We start from the raw sequence: 17,426 nt of genomic DNA on the forward strand, positions 1-17,426 counted from the left end.
CCGCTCAGTGCAGCATGGGTACCAACGCTTTTCCACACTGGGTTGTCTCAAAAGCCGCAGTGAGTTGACTTGGTAGATAAAAGTGGGTGTCCTTTTCTCCACTAGCAAAAACTCCAACAAATACTCCGGCTAAGAATTGGTCAAAACCTACCGCCTTAACAACGTACAATAGAACAGCTACACCGTAAAAAACATACATTGCGAGAAACCGCTTACCTTGTAGCATTAATATCAGAACCACTAACGCTGTTGAGAACTGAATCGGGTAATCGAAAAATAGATTCATAATTTCCATGTGTATTTGTGCTTAAGGCAAAAAAGGCAGGCAAGAAACAAAAAAGTTCAGTTTAAAAAAATTCAAGGACACGCATATTTCATTGCCCGCTTTCCAGAGGTAAATTTATGGGTGTCCTATTTTTTACAGCAACCCCATGTGTTGCGGCTGGAAAGTCGCCCCCCCAATATTGAAGGGGAGGGGGAAGTGACCCTGCGGGATCTGGTGCGCAACAGTCTGCGGATGCGACCGGATCGGATTGTGGTGGGCGAGGTGCGGGGGGCTGAGTTTATCGACATGCTGACCGCCATGAATACCGGCCATGACGGTTCCATGACCACACTGCACGCCAATTCACCGAGGGATGCCGTACGACGACTGAAGAGTATGGCGGCCATGAGTGGTATGGGGCTGGATGGTGATGTCGTGGTAGAGCTGATCGCTTCAGCAGTGGATGCCATTATCCAGCTGGAACGCATGTAAGACGGCGTTCGTCGTGTTGTAAGTGTTCAGGAACTGGTGGGCATAACGCATGGGGATATTGTCCTGCGGGAAATCAGCCGGTTTGAGCGTTCAGGGGCGGGTGTGGATCACGTTGGTAAGGGAGAACGAAAAGGTGTTGCTGGTGATTTTATCAGCACCGGCTATCGGCCCCTCTTTATGGACAAGCTGGAAGCCCGTGGGCTTGGCTGTGACGATAAGATTTTTGCTGAAGGGGTTTTATCATGAACGATGTCATGGGCAGTGCCATGAAAGATCATAAACAGAGGAGGGACTGGTTATGTCTGGCTCATTAAGTCTATTGCTGGCCATGACCTTTATGGCGGTCTTTATGGTCAGTATTGCTGTGCTGCTGCTGGGTCCACGACACCAGTTGCAGAAGCGGCTGCACCACCATCTTGAGCAGATGGGGGGCGATCAGCCGATGCACCAGGTGCTGCGCAGACGTTATGTGGAGCAGTTACCGCCCTGGCTGCAAAAGGTGGAACAACATCCTCTGTTGGCTGGGCTGGATCTGCTGCTACTGCAAGCCGGTAAAGGGAATCGTGCACTGGAACTGATGGGCATCTGCCTGGCCATTGCACTGCTTTCCATAACGGTTTTACTGATGCTGGATGTTGGCTGGCCGCTGGTGATGGTGCTCTCCCTGAGCAGATGCTGGACTAACTGCTGCTGGTGCGGGGTATTGGCCTGTTGATGGTGGCGTTATCCATTGGTCTTGTGTCGTATTTATTGATCTCCAGGCTGAAAAGGCCTGCAAAAGCGATGGTGCCGGAGGGTGCCCCGGTGGCTGTGTCCGCTGTGGCTGGCAGCCGCTCCATGGAGTGGTTATCACCGGCCCGCAAGTATCTGTTGCCAGCGGATGAAAAAGAGCAAATAAGTGTTAGTCGACGTTTATTACAGGCAGGGTTTGATCAGGAACAGGCATCCCTGGTCTACCACGCGCTCAAGGCATTGCTGGCCCTGGTGTTCGGGGTGCTGTTACTGCTGCTGCACCCCTGGTTGCCCGGTGATCTGCCGGAATACCCCGAGCTGGTGGCCATGATCGGGGCGGCCTTCGGGTTGTTTCTGCCCTCGAAATTACTGGATTCGTTCCGACAGCGGCGACAGCAAAAGCTGATTGCCGGAATGCCTCAGTTGCTGGATATGCTGCTTATTTGTCTCTCCGCCGGTTTAAGCCTGCCCCGGGCGCTGGAGCGGGTGCAGTCGGAATTGCGGCTGGCCCATCCTCTGATGGCCGGTGAGGTTGCCGGGGTTTCTGCCGAACTGAATGCTGGGGTCACCCTTGAAGCGGCGCTGCACCGGTTTGCCGAACGGGCCGGATTGCAGGAGGTGCGAGGGCTGGTGGGCACGTTGATCGAGGCGCACCGTTACGGTGCCAACCTGTCGGATACCTTGCGGGATTATACCCAGGATTTTCGGGCAATCCGTTTGCATCGGGCGGACTTGCAGGCGGCAAAAGTGAGTACACGACTGGTGTTTCCCATGGTTACCTGTATCTGGCCGGGCTTCTTTGTGGTGGTGGTAGGGCCGGCGATTTTGCGTATGCTGGAGGCATTTGCGGGATGATTCATGTACTTACCTTGAAAACAATTAAAGTCTTTGCTCTGGCGTTTCTGATCAGCGGCTGTGCCGGCATGCAGTCAGACCAGCAAACCAGCGACCGGGGTGAGCTTTACGACGGCACCCTGGCCGCCGATATGCTGGGGGTTGCTGATGCCAGTACTGAACGTGAAGCCCTGGAGAAAGGTGACAGTTACTGGTTACGGGGCGATGGTGACCGGGCGTTGCTTTACTATATTCGTGCATTAGAGCTGAATAAAAACGCCCATGTTGCTGCCATGAAAATTGCCCGGGTGCATCAGCAGAAGGGGAATAAGGCACTGGCAGAGCAGGCGTGGCGTACGGTGCTGGCGATAGAGCCAGATCATGTTATGGCGCTGGAGGCCGTGGGATTGATTCGGCTGGAGCAGCGGGAGTATGGTTATGCCAGTGACTTGTTTAACCAGGCAATTGAGCAGTGGGAGTTGGGCCTGGTGGGGACCGAGAGTGGTTCTGGTGGATACATTCCCTGGCTGGCCGTGAATGGCCTGGGGGTGATTGAAGACCTGAACCAGAACTACCGGTCGGCAATAGCCTACTATCGTCGTGCGCTGGTGATGGCCCCCGGCCAGGCAATGTTGCTGAATAATCTGGGCTACTCTTATTTACTGACCGGGCAACTGGATCAGGCCGAGGCGTATTTTCGTCAGGCGCTGAGCCTCCGCAGCGATTACCCTCTGGCCCGGCACAACCTGGCCCTGGTGCTGACCCGGCGGAATCAGCCAAATCAAGCTGTTCGGGTGCTGGAGCCTGTAATGGGCGAAGCACAGGCCCGCAATGATGTGGGCTATCTGATGATGCTCAATAACAGGCTGGATGTGGCCGAGGCCCTGTTCCGGGAGGCCATTGAGCTATCCCCCTCCTATTACCGCGAAGCCTGGCAGAACCTGGCCCGTTTGCAGGAAGGTTAATGCCGGGGCAATTGAACGATTGTCGTGTTTCTGTACTTTGCAAGGCTGGCGCAACATTCGACATCAGGGTTCCTTTTTGCTCGAATTGAGCCAGCCTGCAAACGCCTCAATTTCATGCGCGGTACATTGTGCTGTAAACATACGGACGTGGGTGTTGAATCATTGGCTGTTTACTGTCTATAGAATCTTGAATTTTCATCAACATTTCATCAACCTGGAAGATAGTGCAGGCAGTTTGAATGAGCTTGGAGTTGTAGCGATTTTGTCTCTTCAAGTTATAATCAATCCTGTCTTCAGCATCATCTTCGCGTTCTCTTGCGTTATTGTTTTCAGTCACGGCATAGTCAGTCAGATTTATAACTTTACCAAAACTATCAAATATCATTTGATCCTGATGAGACTTGGCCGATGCTGAAAAGCTTGCAGCGTCTTGTTGTAACTTTGTCATTCTGGCATTAAGATCCCCCTGCAATTCATGAAGCAGAGAAGGATCACCGTAGTTTTCAAGGAGAGATTTTGCCAGGATAAAGCGAGAATCATTGTTAATATCATCAATACCATATTTAATTTTACGCTGGGTTGCGGCTTTAAATCCATTTTCAATAGCCTTTTTATCAACACTCCCTTTTTTACCATTAACTATAGCCCTATCCAGAATAACAGGTTCAAGGTCTTTCTTTATTTGGGATGAACGTGTTTTGCTAAATTTCATACCACTGGTAGTCAATCGTTTAAATGCGTCAGCAACTGCACCAATCATACGGTTAAAAATATTTTTTCTGTCTGTTTTGGCTGTAACAATGATATTAACAAATGTGTCTTTATCATCACTGCCGTACACATAAACATCGTAATATCTTTTTGCCTCCACCGAATAAAATGTTGCTTTTATTTTGTCACCTTTGAATTCACCAACGCCTTTAATGAGTAGATCATCATCCATTCTAGCTTTCCATGAATCGATTTTAGTGGCAGCTGCTACTGAACATTCCTGAGAATTCATACCAAACACCTCCGTGGCAATTAATCAATCAAATAGAAAGGAGTCAATATATCCATCATTTATAATTAGAAGGAAATATGTTTCGAATATGATATGGAAAATTTTCCCTGGCTATAATGACAGCCCGGTTAGCAGCATTAACAATCGATAGAAAAAAGCAGGGGTATATATGGTGCACCCTGCGTTGCATGGAAAAGTTTTTCAGTGTGATTAAAGAGTAATGCTTCCACTCTCTTAATAAAGAGACCGACCTTGAGGCTGTTTTTTCGGGTTTTTGACAGCCTGGTACATATTTGATGGGTTCCCCTGTCATTGACGCCCAAACTCGTCCTGAAGCGGAGTCGAAGGGCGTAAACACCATGCCTTTAATAGAGACTGTGCCAATCACCCTTCGACTCCGCTCAGGGTGAACGGAGATTTTGCACATCAAACGCATTGGAATAATGTGCGGGTACACTGTTCCAATGTGTTTGATGGGTCTCTATCAATGACGCCCAAACTCCGTTCGTCCTGAGCGGAGTCGAAGGGCGCTAAGGATGAACGGAGATTGTACGCATCAAACTCACCGCAATGATGTACTGGCTGCGGCTGGGAACACAGAGTTACAAGCTGAACTGGTGCCCAAGATAAACGTCACGAACCGTCTGGTTGGACAGTACCGTATGGCTGTCGCCTTCTGCGATGATATGCCCTTCACTGACGATATAGGCCTTCTCACAGATATCCAGTGTTTCCCGGACGTTATGGTCGGTGATCAGTACCCCGATACCCCGGTTTTGCAAATGACGGATGATGGACTTGATATCACCAACGGAGATCGGGTCAACGCCGGCAAAAGGTTCGTCCAGCAAAATAAAGGTCGGGTCAGTGGCCAGGGCCCTGGCAATCTCTGCCCGTCTTCTTTCACCGCCGGATAGCGCCATGCCGGCACTGTCACGAATATGGCCAATATTGAACTCATCCAGCAGCGACTCCATTTTCTCGGCGCGCTGCTGTTTATTGAGGTCTTTTCTGGTTTCCAGAATGGCCAGAATATTGTCCCGCACGGACAGACGACGAAATATAGAGGCTTCCTGGGGGAGGTAACCGATACCGGCACGGGCCCTGTGGTGCATGGCCTGAAAGGTCAGGTCCTGCTGATCAATGCTGACTTTGCCGCCATCGGCTTTCACCAGCCCGACAATCATATAAAAACAGGTGGTCTTTCCTGCACCATTAGGGCCCAGCAGGCCAACGATTTGACCACTGTTAACCTGCAGAGAGACATCTTTCACCACCTCTCTGCCTTTGTAGCTTTTGCTAAGATGTTCTGCCTTGAGGATTGCCATCCGGTTGTCTGTTAACCTGAGTGTGAAAACAAAGTGTGTCGTTTAGAACGCTGCCCGCGTTCCATTATTTCGTGCTGGCCGCTTTTTCCTGACGGGGTTGAATCACCATCTGTACCCGGCCATTGTCTCCCTGACTGGGCGTGCCTTTGGCATTGACGGTCTGCAGTGTCAGGTTGTAGTCAATCTTTTCGCCGGTAAAGGTGTCTCCCTTTTGGGAGAGCTGGGCATTTTTGATCAGCTCAATCTGGTCACTGTCCACATCGTAGCGAATGGTGTTGCCCCAGGCCTGGACGATTCCCTGTTCACCGGGTTGCAGCTCTTCATAATAAGCCCTGGCCTTATTGCCCCGGGCAATGACCCTGGTCAACTCCCGATCCCGGGTGTAGATGGTAATAACATCACCGGTGATGCGAGTGGTGCCCTGGGTCATGACCACATCACCACGATACACAGACACCCCTTTTTTATTATCAATGTCAGCCGTGTCTGAATCGATCTGGATGGGCTGCTGGCGATCAGCGGGTAAGGCCATGGCCATAAATGGGACAAATAACAGCCCGACAAGCCATTGTTTGTTCAGGAGTGCTTTTGGTTTTGGTCGTCGTGTCATGGGTTATCGTTTCCCTGACAGGGAGATATCAATGATTGTGTGAATAATCAGCTTACTCAGTCTCATAGACTCCCCGTACTCTGGACTTTAATTGAATCTTTCCCTGCTGGTACCAGGCGGTCATCCCAATGGCTCGGGTCTCTCCGATGTCGCTGGTAATCAGCACAGGGCGATCGGTATCGGCAATTTCCTTATCCGTCGCAATGGTCAGGAAATCGGTGTCCATTCTGAGTTTTTGCTCATAGCCCTGTTGCCTGACGGACGGGCTGCTCTGGATAACCACGACATTATCCCACAGTTCAATATCTTTGCCACCGGGCAGTAATTTTCCGTTCTCTGATGTTGACACAGTGAGTTGTCCACTGTCACTGAGGTTAGTCAGAGTAGGTTGTTTCAGGAGTGTGTTGTCATTGTGGGGGTAATGGGTAATGCTGTCCGACTGCAACTGGTATTGCAGCGCTCCGGTAGCGTCGTACTCCTTAACCAGGGCATCCACCAGAAAGTAGTCGGCATCCTGGCGGATGATTTCCGAAGGGCTGGCACTGACCGTTACTATTGCACCGTCGTAGGTCCAATAGCCAGCGGCCAGCACTGGCAGGATTGCAGCGATAATAAGATGATTGCGATAGGTCATCCGGGTTCCGATACTGACAGCCTTGAGCTGATAAATAGCCTTGAGCCTGATAAACAGCCTTGAGCCTGATAAAAAGCGTTTAAACCACGCCCGCTTTCAGCAAGTCATGCATATTGATGGCACCAACAGCATGCCGCTCATGGTCAACACAGATAAGCGCATTGATTTTGCGATCATCCATAATTCTCAGTGCTTCAGCGGCGAGAATATCAGGGGTAATGGTGGTGCACTTGATGGTCATTACCTCGTCGATGGTCGTGTTGTGGGGGTCAACCCCGTGATCCAGTGCACGACGAAGATCACCGTCGGTAAAGACACCAACGACCACGTTGTGGTCATCAATAATGGAGGTCATGCCGAGACCTTTCCGGGTCATTTCCAGCAGCGCTTCACCCAGGCGTGTGCCTTTTTTCACCGTCGGGATTCGATTGCCGTCATGCATGATATCCTGCACTTTCAATAGCAGCCTGCGACCCAGGGCTCCGCCGGGGTGGGAAAATGCAAAGTCTTCTGCGGTAAAGCCACGGGCTTCCAGCAGCGCAATGGCGAGCGCGTCCCCCATAACCAGTTGAGTGGTGGTGCTGGATGTGGGTGCCAGGTCCAGTGGGCAGGCCTCTTTATCAACCCCTGTGTTCAGGTTCACTTCAGCGGCTTGCGCCAGGGTGGACGCGGGTTTGCCGGTCATGCTGATCAGCGCAGCACCCATTCGTTTGAACAGCGGCAGCAAGGTGATGACTTCGCCGGTTTCACCGGAGTTGGAGATAGCCAGCACCACATCGTCTGCGGTGATCATACCCATGTCGCCATGGCTGGCTTCGCCGGGATGGACATAAAACGCCGGTGTACCGGTACTGGCCAGGGTGGCACTGATTTTACGGGCGATATGTCCTGACTTTCCCATCCCCACCACGACAATTCGGCCCCGGCATTCCAGCATTAACCGGCAGGCATTGCTGAAGTCTTCACCAACACGAGGCAGCAACGCTTCAATAGCATCCTTTTCGATCTGGATGGTACGACGACCAATTTCAATAAAATTCTGGTCAGAGGTCATTTCAGTAAAGCCTTTGCAGGAGCTGTCAGGATGTTGTGGCAAAGCATAACCTTTCAGACTCCGGGATAAAATAGTTCAGGGGGAAGGGAGCGTTCAGCTCCGGTTTAAACCGTCTGTACGTACAGCCATGTGCCATAGCAGGCATACCCTGCCAGAAAGATAATACCTGTAAAACGTCCCAGCGTTTTGGGTTTTTTACCGACGATGGCCATGGCCGCCAGCAGAACGGTAAATGCCAGCATCACGGTATAATCCCGGGAGAAAACGGATTCACTGATGGCTCCGGGACGAACCAGTCCGGGCATTGACAGAACGGCCAGCAGGTTGAAGATGTTTGAGCCCACCACATTGCCCAGGGCAATATCATGGTGGCCGCGCAGGGCGCTGGCTACCGATGCGGCCAGCTCCGGCAGGCTGGTGCCAATGGCGACAACCGTCAAACCAACGATCAGCTCACTGACACCCAGCAAAGTGGCGATTTCCGTTGCCCCCCAAACCAGAATCTGGGCGCTGACCAGCAGCAGTACCAGTCCGCCCACCAGTTCCAGGTACGCTTTGCCAGAAGGCAGCTCTTCGATCTCTTCAATCTCTGCCAGAGGTTCTTCAGGGTGGGATTTTTGCCAGGTCACCATCAGATAGAGGGTAACGAACAGGCCACTGAGCAGCACCAGGCTTTCTATAAGCCCAAGGTAGTTGTTGGCAAGGCAGGCACCGGCAATCACCGTGACCAGTAACAGCCAGGGTATTTCCCGTTTGGCCAGTGCTGTTTTGACCGGCAGTGGTGCGATAAGCGCGGTTAGTCCAAGCACCAGCCCCATATTGGCAATATTGGAACCAATGGCGTTGCCAACCGCAATATCGTTGTGTCCCTGGAGAGAAGACATCAGCGATACCAGAATTTCTGGCGCAGATGTACCGATGGAGACAACGGTCAAGCCGATCAGCATGGGGGATATACCCCAGTTTTTTGCCGTAGCGGCAGCTCCGCCAACAAAGCGGTCTGCACTCCAGGTGAGTAGTATGAAGCCAACAATAATGGCTGCTATGGCATAAATGGCAGGACTCATTCCGGGGGAGTTCTCAAGAATTCATATAAAGGAAGGAAGTGTAGGGAAAATCAGGCAGACAATGCAACTGCATTCCCCTCTGAATTGATCCTGTCAGCAGAAAATTCCTCCGATATAATTTGTCTGTAGTTGTCTGGTACATGGTTTCAATGTAATTGATGTACTGGAAGGTGCAATTAAAGTGTGAAACAGGTCATAATATCGGAACTGGAAGACTTTTACATTCTGTCTGTTGCAGGGATCTGCGAACCCAATGATGAATTCCATCTCCTCAGGTGAACAACACAGCAACGAAAACCGTACCGATAATTTTGTCGAGATTCGGGGTTTGACCTTTTATCGAGGTTCCCGGGCGATCTTCAATAATATCGATATGGATATACCCCGTGGCAAAGTGGTGGGTATTATGGGGCCTTCAGGCACCGGCAAGACGACCCTGCTACGGTTGATTGGCCGTCAGCTGCTACCCGACCGGGGCTCGATTGTGGTGGATGGTCAGGATCTGGCTGATCTGACGAGAGATCAGTTATTTGTTCAGCGTCGTAAAATGGGCATGCTGTTCCAGAGCGGGGCACTGTTTACCGATTTGTCCGTTTTTGAGAATGTCGCCTTCCCCCTGCGCATTCACAGTCGGCTATCGGAAACCATGATCCGTGATATCGTACTGATGAAGCTCCATGCGGTGGGGCTGCGCGGTGCATGGTCATTAATGCCCAGTGAGTTATCCGGAGGTATGAGTCGGCGCGTTGCCCTGGCCAGGGCCATTGCCCTGGACCCTGAAATGGTGATGTATGATGAACCCTTTGTCGGACAGGACCCGATTGCCATGGGCGTGCTGGTGGAGCTGGTTCGTAAGCTGAACCAGGCGCTGGGCATCACCAGTATCATTGTTTCCCATGATCTTCATGAAACGGCCAGCATCGCGGATGTACTCTATCTGATCGCCGATGGTGAAGTGATTGGTTCCGGCACCCCTGAGGAGATGTTAAGTTCAACGGATGCCAGGGTCTGCCAGTTTATGCAGGGGCTGCCCGACGGGCCTGTTCCTTTTCACTTTCCTGCAGATGATTATCAAAGCGACTTACTGTCTCCGGGGGTATAAATGAAACTTGATGTTCTGGACCGGCTGGCCCAGCTTGGTCAGTCAGGTCTTGGTCATGTGCAGTCCCTGGGGCGGTCCGGTATTTTTCTGTTTCTGGCGATTTTTTCCCGGGCGGGGTTCTCTGGACGTGGCGCGCTGCTGGTCAGGCAGCTCTACAACGTTGGTTTTCTGTCGTTAATCATTGTATCGGTTTCCGGTCTCTTTATTGGTATGGTTCTTGGTTTGCAGGGCTACAGTATTCTGATTCGCTATGGCTCAGAGGGATCTGTTGGTCAGCTGGTGGCCCTGAGCCTGGTACGTGAGCTGGGGCCGGTGGTGACGGCACTGCTGTTTGCCGGGCGTGCCGGTTCTGCCCTGACCGCTGAAATCGGGCTGATGAAAGCGACCGAGCAGCTGTCCAGTATGGAAATGATCGGTGTTGATCCGTTAAAACGGGTCATTGCCCCACGTTTCTGGGCGGGGGTTATCTCTATGCCGTTGCTGGCGGCGATCTTCAGCCTGGTCGGGATTCTTGGTGGCGTCATCGTGGGCGTTGACTGGCTGGGAATTTATGAAGGTTCATTCTGGAGTGGCATGCAACAGTCGGTTGATTTTGTCGATGATGTGGGCAATGGCATGTTGAAAAGCCTGGTGTTCGGGGTTGTGGTGACCTGGATCGCTGTCTTTCAGGGGTACGATGCCGTTCCCACTTCAGAAGGCATCAGTCGTGCAACCACGAGAACGGTGGTTTATTCCTCACTGGCTGTTCTCGGATTGGATTTCATTTTGACCGCAGTGATGTTTGGTGAGCTTTAAGGAGAGAGCATAAAATGCGGATACGAACGTTAGAAATCAGTGTCGGTGCCTTTATGCTGGCGGGCATGCTGGCCTTGGTGCTGCTGGCGGTAAAGGTCAGTGGCCTGTCCCTGAAAACCGGCGGTGAAACCTATGAGCTGCATGCTTACTTCGATAACATCGGAGCCCTGAAACCCCGTTCCAAAATATCCATGGCCGGTGTCACCATTGGCAAAGTGCAAAGTGTTGAGCTGGATAAAGTGACGTACATGGCCAGGGTGGTTATGGATATTGATCAGCAAATCGATAATATACCTATCGATAGCACGGCATCGATTGTCACCGCAGGGCTATTGGGTGAGCAGTACATTAGTATCAGCATTGGTGGTGACGAGGCGTTTCTGCAAGATGGTGAGCGTTTTGAAGACACGCAGTCAGCGCTGATTATCGAGGAGCTGATCGGTAAGTTTCTTCTGGGTACGGTCAATAAAAGTGAGTAACGAAAGGTCAACAAACCCGGAGAAGCCTTCTCTGGCTAGCGGATGGAATGGATGATGAAAGGTAATCGACACGTGTTGGCTTTCCTGGTGGCGCTGTTATTTCAGTGGTCTTCAGCGGTCATCGCTGCTGAGCAGGTCATTGAGTCACCTCAGAAGGAAGTGGAAAACATTACCAGGGAGCTGCTGGCAACCTTTGAAAAAAATATTCATGAGTATAAAAAAAACGATGCTGCCTTTATTGCCGAGGTTGATCGCCAGCTATCACCTTCCGTGGCCTTCGACGCCATTGCCCGGGGGGTGATGGGTAAATACTCCCGCCGTGCTAAAAGCGGGCAAATTGAACAGTTTTCCAGGACGTTTAAAGACAGTCTGATCAGCTTCTATGGCAAGGCCCTGCTGAAGCTTGATGATACCCGGTTGACCATTGAGAAAGTTGATGCGGTACCGGATACCGTATTGAATGCCTACCGGTCAGGCAAGGCGCGGCTGGTTCCCGTGGATATGACGGTCAAAACGTCCTCCGGTACTGTGGCCATCTCTTATTCCATGGTGTATCAGGATGAGCGCTGGAAACTCAGGAATATCATTGTGGATGGTATCAATATTGGCATTCAGTTCCGTAATCAGTTTGCCGAAGCCATGAGCAAGTACAATGATCTCCAGTATGTTGTGGATCACTGGCCGGAAATCATGCAGGGTGAAGCAACGGAGAACAACGCTGCGGGCAAGCAGTCATGACCCTGGCAGTGGAAGCACCTGGCCGGTTTACCCTGAATGGTGTGGTTAATTTCACCACCTCCGCCGTTGTTGAAGAGCAGGGTGCCCGTTTGTTACTGACCTCTGGCGGTGACGACTGGGAAATTGACCTGAGCGGTATCTCCCAGGCCGATAGCTCTGCTTTATCGGTCTTTCTCTCCTGGATCCGGCTGGCAAAAAAACAGCAAACGTCTATCGAATTTGTTGGCATGCCTCATGAACTGGAGGCACTGGCTGAAGTCTGTGGTATTCAGCCATTGTTGAATAATGTGAACGGCCTGGAAAACTGACGCAGCCAGGAGCCTGTCGGACTTAAGACTGTCCTACTGCGGTTGCGATAAATTGGTCTAAAAATTCCTGCTTCTTCGTCAAATAGCCCCGCTATTCTCCTCAGAAGCAGAAATTTTTATCCTCAATTTCTCGCAATCCTCGCTACGGACGCTTAAGTCCGACAGGCTCCTAGCGGGTTGATCCCGTTTTGGGGCTATTCATGGAACCCTCTCTCGGATATCATTGGCCGGTTTTACTGTTCCCTTTAAATACCTGATTGTTATTCCCTGAGAGGTTGGATCATGCAAGCCGAAGAGGTCAAGGCGCTTCTGGAGAAGGAGATTGCGGGCTCACAAGTGATTGTTGAGGGCGAGGGGTGTGACTTTCGTCTGACCGTAATCAGTGACCAGTTTGAGGCGAAGAGACCGGTTCAGCGTCAGCAGATGATCTATTCTCACCTGAATCCATTCATCACCAGTGGTGCGATTCACGCTGTATCGATGGTGGCTTTGACTACCGCAGAGCGTGCCAGACAGCTGGGTAACCAGGACTAAGTGAGAAACCATGGATAAACTGATTATCACCGGTGGTGTGCGCCTGGATGGAGAGATTCGGGTCTCTGGTGCCAAGAACTCTGCCCTGCCAATTCTGGCTGCGACCCTGCTGGCTGACTCCCCGGTTACCGTATGTAATCTGCCCCATTTGCATGACATTACCACCATGTGTGAGCTGTTTGGCTGCATGGGGGTTGAGCTGCTGGTGGATGAAAAGATGAACGTGGAAGTTCATGCCAGCACCATCAAGCAGCTCGTGGCACCTTATGAGCTGGTGAAGACCATGCGGGCCTCTATCCTCGTACTGGGTCCTCTGCTGGCCAGATTTGGTTATGCAGAAGTCTCCCTGCCCGGTGGCTGTGCTATCGGAAGCCGTCCGGTTGATCTGCATATCAGTGGCCTGCAGGCCATGGGCGCAGATATTGTTGTGGAAGACGGCTATATCAAAGCCAGCGTCAAGGATCGCCTGAAAGGTGCACACATACTGATGGACACCGTAACGGTCACCGGTACGGAAAACATCCTGATGGCTGCGGTACTGGCCGATGGTGAAACCATTATTGAAAATGCGGCCCGTGAGCCTGAAGTGGTGGATCTGGCCGAGTGCCTGATTACCATGGGTGCGAAGATTGAAGGCCATGGTACGGGTATGATCCGGGTTCAGGGCGTAGAGCGCCTTAATGGCTGCACCTACTCGGTCTTGCCAGACCGCATTGAAACCGGCACTTACCTGATTGCTGCCGCAGCAACCGGTGGCCGGGTTCGCCTGAAAGACACCCAGCCTGATATTCTCGATGCGATTCTGTTCAAGCTTCGGGAAGCCGGTGCTGCGGTAGAATGGGGCGATGACTGGATTGAACTGGATATGAAGGGCAAGCGTCCCAAGGCCGTTGACCTGAAAACGGCACCTTATCCAGCAATGCCCACCGATATTCAGGCTCAGTTCACCGCATTGAATACCATTGCTGAAGGCACCGGTCGGATTACCGAAACCGTGTTTGAAAATCGCTTCATGCATGTTCAGGAAATGAAACGCATGGGCGCAGACGTTGATGTGGAAGGTAACACCGTTATCGTCAAAGGTGTTGAGCAGCTCAAGGCCGCACCGGTTATGGCGACTGACTTGCGGGCTTCAGCCAGTCTGGTTATTGCAGGTCTGGTCGCTGAAGGTGATACCGTAGTAGAACGTATTTACCATATTGACCGTGGTTACGAGTGCATTGAAGAGAAACTTCAGCAACTTGGTGCCAAAATTCGTCGCGTTCCTGCCTGATTTACACTTCTTTTCTCCTTTCTTACCCTGACTTTCGGCTTTTTGGTCAAAAGTCAGGGAACTTTTCTCCCTTTTACCACTCAAATAAAACGATAGTCTCAATTTTGTTATTGATGACTTGACGACCGTCAAAGACTTTTACATCCATCAGAGAATAAAGCTTTGTCAATTCATTGGTTTTGCTGGCTCATTAAATATCGCGTAATGAAGGCTCTCTCAAATAAAAGAATATGCCTGGCAGTAGAATGGAGTCTAATTAAATGGAATTAACGGAGTTTACTGCTAATAACCCGGTCATCCCGGAGGTAGGACCCCGGTCTCCATCGATCAGAGCGAGCGGAGATAGGGTTTCTGTTCGGCCTTATTTTGATACAGCAAATCATGTGACTATCAATCAATGTCAGGATGCTGCACCGGATGTTCCTGAACAGACAGCAATGGTTGACAGAAGCTCAATCAGTCAAGTGTCAGGGCGTTCTTTACTGGCTTCCAGCGCCAATCAAAGCGAGGGCACTGCTGATGATGCAGATGAAAGTACTTATCTACTGGCAGTACCCCGGAGTCAGAATTTAACGGCAAGCCAACAGGCTACTGCCTATTCCTCTATGGGGCAGACAAAAGCAACCGGTGTTCCAGCCTCCGGTAGCCCGGATGAGGACGCTCCTCAAGTTCGCCATATTTACCATGATATCGTTTTTTGTTTCTATCAAAACCTCCGCAAAGCCTGTGGCCTGGGCATTAAGTTAGGTTTGAGAAAGGTTGGAGTTAATCCGGATGCCCAGCCAATCGTTGCTGCCGGTCGGACCAGTTGCTCTGTGGGTGGCAGTCATGATAACGGTTATGTGAATATCGAGATTGTCCGTCCTCCCGCAAAGGCCCGCAAGAAGGTGAGTGACAGGCTGGTCAAGGCGGCAGGTTTAACGCCGGAAAAAATGCTGGAAAAGCCTGAGGCTCTGAATGCCCTGGTGGAAAATCTGACGGAAGTGATTCAGGGCGAGCTGAAAAAGGCCAGCCCCTGGCCAGAAAACGTTGCCGGTGGAGTGGATGGATATGCGGTTGATCCCGGTGGGGATGAAGGCTGGGTCAGTGATGTTACCCGATCAATTGCCACCATTCTGGTACACCTGACTCATGAGGCCTTTCTGGATAAAGTAACCCTGGCGGATAGCGACGCTGGGAAAAAGGAAATATCGGACACTCTGACCCGGTTAATCGTGAGCATACTGGGTTTAACCGGGCATCCGTTGGCACAAAACAATGCAACTGGCATTGATTCCATGTTAAGTAACGGCATTGTTACTGTATCGCAGTCGGGTAATCAACTGTTTAATGAAAAAATGACAGCCATCAAGGCTGACTCTTTAAAGGGGATTATCAACCAGGCACTGGTCAGCATGATGGCTGAAGGCGTTGAGTTGACCGATAAGAATGTTGATGAGCTGCTATCCAGAATTACGGCCATCATTATTGATACCCTGATGAATATTCGCGCTGATACTGTGCGCATATTCAATGACTGGCAGCAACATAAACCGGATGAAATTGACAGAATTCAAAATAGAATTGCCAGTAGCGCAGCAAAAACATTAACAACGGTTGTGCAAAAACACAGCCATATTGTTGTGCAGAAATTCAGTTCTGCTGCGGATGGTATTTCTAAAATGGCTGGCAAAATAGCGGGTCTATGGAAGTCCAAATCCAATCAGCCTGAACCAGAGCCGGTCAAATACACCGAAAAGAAAATCAAACAGCTGATCAATAAGAAAATAGAAGAAGCTGTTCGGGTATTTCAAAATGAACAGGCGTTTAAAGATAAGCTGAAACCGTTGATAGAAGAGAATCTGGAAAAAATTGCGCCAGATATTAAATGTATTATCAGGAAACTGAAGAGAGAAACGCAAGACTGTAAAAATAATAGTGGGGATGTGCAAGACCTGGTTTCCAGAATCACCACTGCGTTTGCAGACAATAGCCAGCAAACTGAACAGGGCGAGGTTGCCTCTGCCGCTGTAAAAGACCCACACACATCAGGCGATTCAGCAACGAGCGATCAATCAGACAGGGCTTCTACCTCATATTCTGCTGAAGGAACGACAGAACCTCGTGTCGGGCAAAGCCGTGTTATTGATCAGTTGATTGCTCAACAAGGTAGCAGGGTGGTAGTCGAGGCGATAGACCTGCTGACCGGCGAACTCCGGAAAAATCTGGATACGGTTATAGCGAGTGTAGAGCCGGGCATTGAGAAAGTGATGGAACAGGCTGTCAGTCAAGGTGCTGCTTTTATTGCTGAGCGAAATGGCACAGAACTCGCGGCAGATCAGGGACTGGCAGAGACTCTCCCCGGATTCCGGGCAGCCATGACACCGGTTTTAACGACATTGGCTGTTGATATATTGAGCCGTAAGCTCGAGTCTGAGGCGTGGAAAAAAGCACTTCGTGACAAAGGGCGTGAAGTGATCGGTCAGTCGAATAGCCCGTCAGATTCTCAGGGAGACTTCGCAAACACTATCGATGAGGCATTGAAAACAGCGGAGGCAGTTGCTCTACAGCAATTAACGGATCCGTTAAAGTCTGTGATCGATACCCTGCCCCTGGACAGTCTTCAGAAACTGGCTTCTGACGTTATCCTGCAAAGCGCGGGGGATGGAACCGTCTGGCTTGATGATCTGGTAAGAGATCTGTTTAACCGGAAAATGGGGGAGGAATCCATTGTTCTGGCAGTCATGGATACAATTTCAGAGGAAACGGTCAATCTGCAGCACCAGCTGATAAGTGCTGCTATGCACTGGATAAGGCAACGAGCAAAGGAGTGGGGGGCGAAATACCAGGTCAATCAATGTATGGACTGGTTGGCAACATGGATAGCGGAAAACAAAGAACAGATAGATCTGGATGCTCGAGAGTATGTAAAAACATTGCTGGTTCAGGCAACCCCGGAGTTGGAAGGTGCTATCCATGAACGATTAGAGAGCCTGCATTCTGCGTTGGCAAGTAGCAGGGTTGATGCGGTGACTACTTTTCAGCAGATAGCGGAGGAGCTGGAGCCAGGGGAAAAGTCCGGCTATTTGACCGGCAAGGGTGTGGAGAAAACGACAGCGGGCCATCAAAATCAACAGGATCACTGGCAGGATGCCCGTCAGGCCGTTGCTGATCAGTTGGGTAACCTGGCTGATGAAACCATCGACCTGGTCATTAAAAAAAGTGGTCAGTTGG

At 50.9% G+C, this 17,426-nt stretch carries 20 protein-coding genes; 13 read left to right on the forward strand and 7 right to left on the reverse strand.

From position 1 onward, the window contains the following. Positions 1 to 4: 4 nt before the first annotated feature. Positions 5 to 295 carry a hypothetical protein gene (locus tag ACO6UY_RS09345; RefSeq protein ID WP_422449973.1) on the reverse strand — a complete coding sequence of 97 codons (291 nt, stop codon included), beginning with the start codon at positions 293 to 295 and terminating at the stop codon, positions 5 to 7. Positions 296 to 406: 111 nt separating this feature from the next. Between ACO6UY_RS09345 and ACO6UY_RS09350 the strand changes: the two genes are divergently transcribed. From ACO6UY_RS09350 to ACO6UY_RS09370, 5 genes are read left to right on the forward strand one after another with little or no spacing between them, the layout of a single operon-like run. Further along, positions 407 to 757: an ATPase, T2SS/T4P/T4SS family gene (locus ACO6UY_RS09350; RefSeq protein WP_422467117.1), complete on the forward strand. Its 351-nt coding sequence runs from the start codon at positions 407 to 409 to the stop codon at positions 755 to 757. Between the two features lie 36 nt (positions 758 to 793). Continuing rightward, positions 794 to 1,003: a hypothetical protein gene (locus tag ACO6UY_RS09355; RefSeq protein WP_422449975.1), complete on the forward strand. Its 210-nt coding sequence runs from the start codon at positions 794 to 796 to the stop codon at positions 1,001 to 1,003. 52 nt (positions 1,004 to 1,055) lie between these two features. Then, complete coding sequence (locus ACO6UY_RS09360; protein ID WP_422449976.1) at positions 1,056 to 1,472, forward strand: hypothetical protein; 417 nt, start codon at positions 1,056 to 1,058, stop codon at positions 1,470 to 1,472. Continuing rightward, entirely contained in the window at positions 1,451 to 2,344 is an 894-nt protein-coding gene (locus ACO6UY_RS09365; protein ID WP_422489711.1) for a type II secretion system F family protein, read from the forward strand. Before ACO6UY_RS09360 ends, ACO6UY_RS09365 begins: the two co-directional genes overlap by 22 nt. Beyond that, positions 2,341 to 3,288: a tetratricopeptide repeat protein gene (locus tag ACO6UY_RS09370; RefSeq protein WP_422460577.1), complete on the forward strand. Its 948-nt coding sequence runs from the start codon at positions 2,341 to 2,343 to the stop codon at positions 3,286 to 3,288. The genes ACO6UY_RS09365 and ACO6UY_RS09370 overlap by 4 nt, the downstream gene beginning before the upstream one ends. A gap of 112 nt (positions 3,289 to 3,400) precedes the next feature. On the opposite strand, the gene ACO6UY_RS09375 is transcribed toward ACO6UY_RS09370, so the two are convergent. The 6 genes from ACO6UY_RS09375 to ACO6UY_RS09400 all read right to left on the reverse strand — a co-directional run bounded on the left by ACO6UY_RS09375 (position 3,401) and on the right by ACO6UY_RS09400 (position 8,984). After that, positions 3,401 to 4,291, reverse strand: coding sequence for a hypothetical protein (locus ACO6UY_RS09375; protein WP_422449979.1), 891 nt, complete (start codon positions 4,289 to 4,291; stop codon positions 3,401 to 3,403). Between the two features lie 602 nt (positions 4,292 to 4,893). Continuing rightward, on the reverse strand, positions 4,894 to 5,619 hold the full coding sequence (gene lptB, locus ACO6UY_RS09380) for an LPS export ABC transporter ATP-binding protein (protein ID WP_422449980.1): 726 nt from the start codon (positions 5,617 to 5,619) through the stop codon (positions 4,894 to 4,896). A gap of 64 nt (positions 5,620 to 5,683) precedes the next feature. Next, complete coding sequence (gene lptA, locus ACO6UY_RS09385) at positions 5,684 to 6,229, reverse strand: lipopolysaccharide transport periplasmic protein LptA (protein ID WP_422460573.1); 546 nt, start codon at positions 6,227 to 6,229, stop codon at positions 5,684 to 5,686. Positions 6,230 to 6,281: 52 nt separating this feature from the next. Next, a complete protein-coding gene (gene lptC / locus ACO6UY_RS09390) occupies positions 6,282 to 6,863 on the reverse strand; it encodes an LPS export ABC transporter periplasmic protein LptC (protein ID WP_422489713.1) in 582 nt (193 codons plus the stop codon). A 79-nt stretch (positions 6,864 to 6,942) separates the two neighbouring features. After that, positions 6,943 to 7,917, reverse strand: coding sequence for a KpsF/GutQ family sugar-phosphate isomerase (locus tag ACO6UY_RS09395; RefSeq protein WP_269675967.1), 975 nt, complete (start codon positions 7,915 to 7,917; stop codon positions 6,943 to 6,945). Between the two features lie 104 nt (positions 7,918 to 8,021). Further along, the gene (locus tag ACO6UY_RS09400) at positions 8,022 to 8,984 is read right to left on the reverse strand and encodes a calcium/sodium antiporter (protein ID WP_422460569.1); all 963 of its coding nucleotides are present in this window, start codon (positions 8,982 to 8,984) and stop codon (positions 8,022 to 8,024) included. Positions 8,985 to 9,237: 253 nt separating this feature from the next. Between ACO6UY_RS09400 and ACO6UY_RS09405 the strand changes: the two genes are divergently transcribed. The 8 genes from ACO6UY_RS09405 to ACO6UY_RS09440 form a co-directional block, all read left to right on the forward strand. Next, positions 9,238 to 10,086, forward strand: coding sequence for an ATP-binding cassette domain-containing protein (locus tag ACO6UY_RS09405; RefSeq protein WP_422489715.1), 849 nt, complete (start codon positions 9,238 to 9,240; stop codon positions 10,084 to 10,086). Next, the gene (gene mlaE, locus ACO6UY_RS09410; RefSeq protein WP_422449986.1) at positions 10,087 to 10,881 is read left to right on the forward strand and encodes a lipid asymmetry maintenance ABC transporter permease subunit MlaE; all 795 of its coding nucleotides are present in this window, start codon (positions 10,087 to 10,089) and stop codon (positions 10,879 to 10,881) included. 14 nt (positions 10,882 to 10,895) lie between these two features. Continuing rightward, complete coding sequence (mlaD, locus tag ACO6UY_RS09415; protein ID WP_422449987.1) at positions 10,896 to 11,360, forward strand: outer membrane lipid asymmetry maintenance protein MlaD; 465 nt, start codon at positions 10,896 to 10,898, stop codon at positions 11,358 to 11,360. A 51-nt stretch (positions 11,361 to 11,411) separates the two neighbouring features. After that, the gene (locus ACO6UY_RS09420; protein WP_422460567.1) at positions 11,412 to 12,098 is read left to right on the forward strand and encodes an MlaC/ttg2D family ABC transporter substrate-binding protein; all 687 of its coding nucleotides are present in this window, start codon (positions 11,412 to 11,414) and stop codon (positions 12,096 to 12,098) included. Continuing rightward, positions 12,095 to 12,406: an STAS domain-containing protein gene (locus ACO6UY_RS09425; protein WP_422460565.1), complete on the forward strand. Its 312-nt coding sequence runs from the start codon at positions 12,095 to 12,097 to the stop codon at positions 12,404 to 12,406. The genes ACO6UY_RS09420 and ACO6UY_RS09425 overlap by 4 nt, the downstream gene beginning before the upstream one ends. 282 nt (positions 12,407 to 12,688) lie before the next feature. Then, positions 12,689 to 12,940, forward strand: coding sequence for a BolA family protein (locus tag ACO6UY_RS09430; RefSeq protein ID WP_163370989.1), 252 nt, complete (start codon positions 12,689 to 12,691; stop codon positions 12,938 to 12,940). A gap of 10 nt (positions 12,941 to 12,950) precedes the next feature. Further along, complete coding sequence (gene murA, locus ACO6UY_RS09435) at positions 12,951 to 14,213, forward strand: UDP-N-acetylglucosamine 1-carboxyvinyltransferase (RefSeq protein WP_422449990.1); 1,263 nt, start codon at positions 12,951 to 12,953, stop codon at positions 14,211 to 14,213. Between the two features lie 383 nt (positions 14,214 to 14,596). Further along, positions 14,597 to 17,426 (forward strand): hypothetical protein (locus tag ACO6UY_RS09440; protein ID WP_422489717.1); only part of this gene is annotated, 2,830 nt, incomplete at its 3' end.

The organism is Endozoicomonas sp. ALE010, assembly GCF_049310165.1.
In the GTDB taxonomy this organism is placed as follows: Bacteria; Pseudomonadota; Gammaproteobacteria; order Pseudomonadales; family Endozoicomonadaceae; genus Endozoicomonas.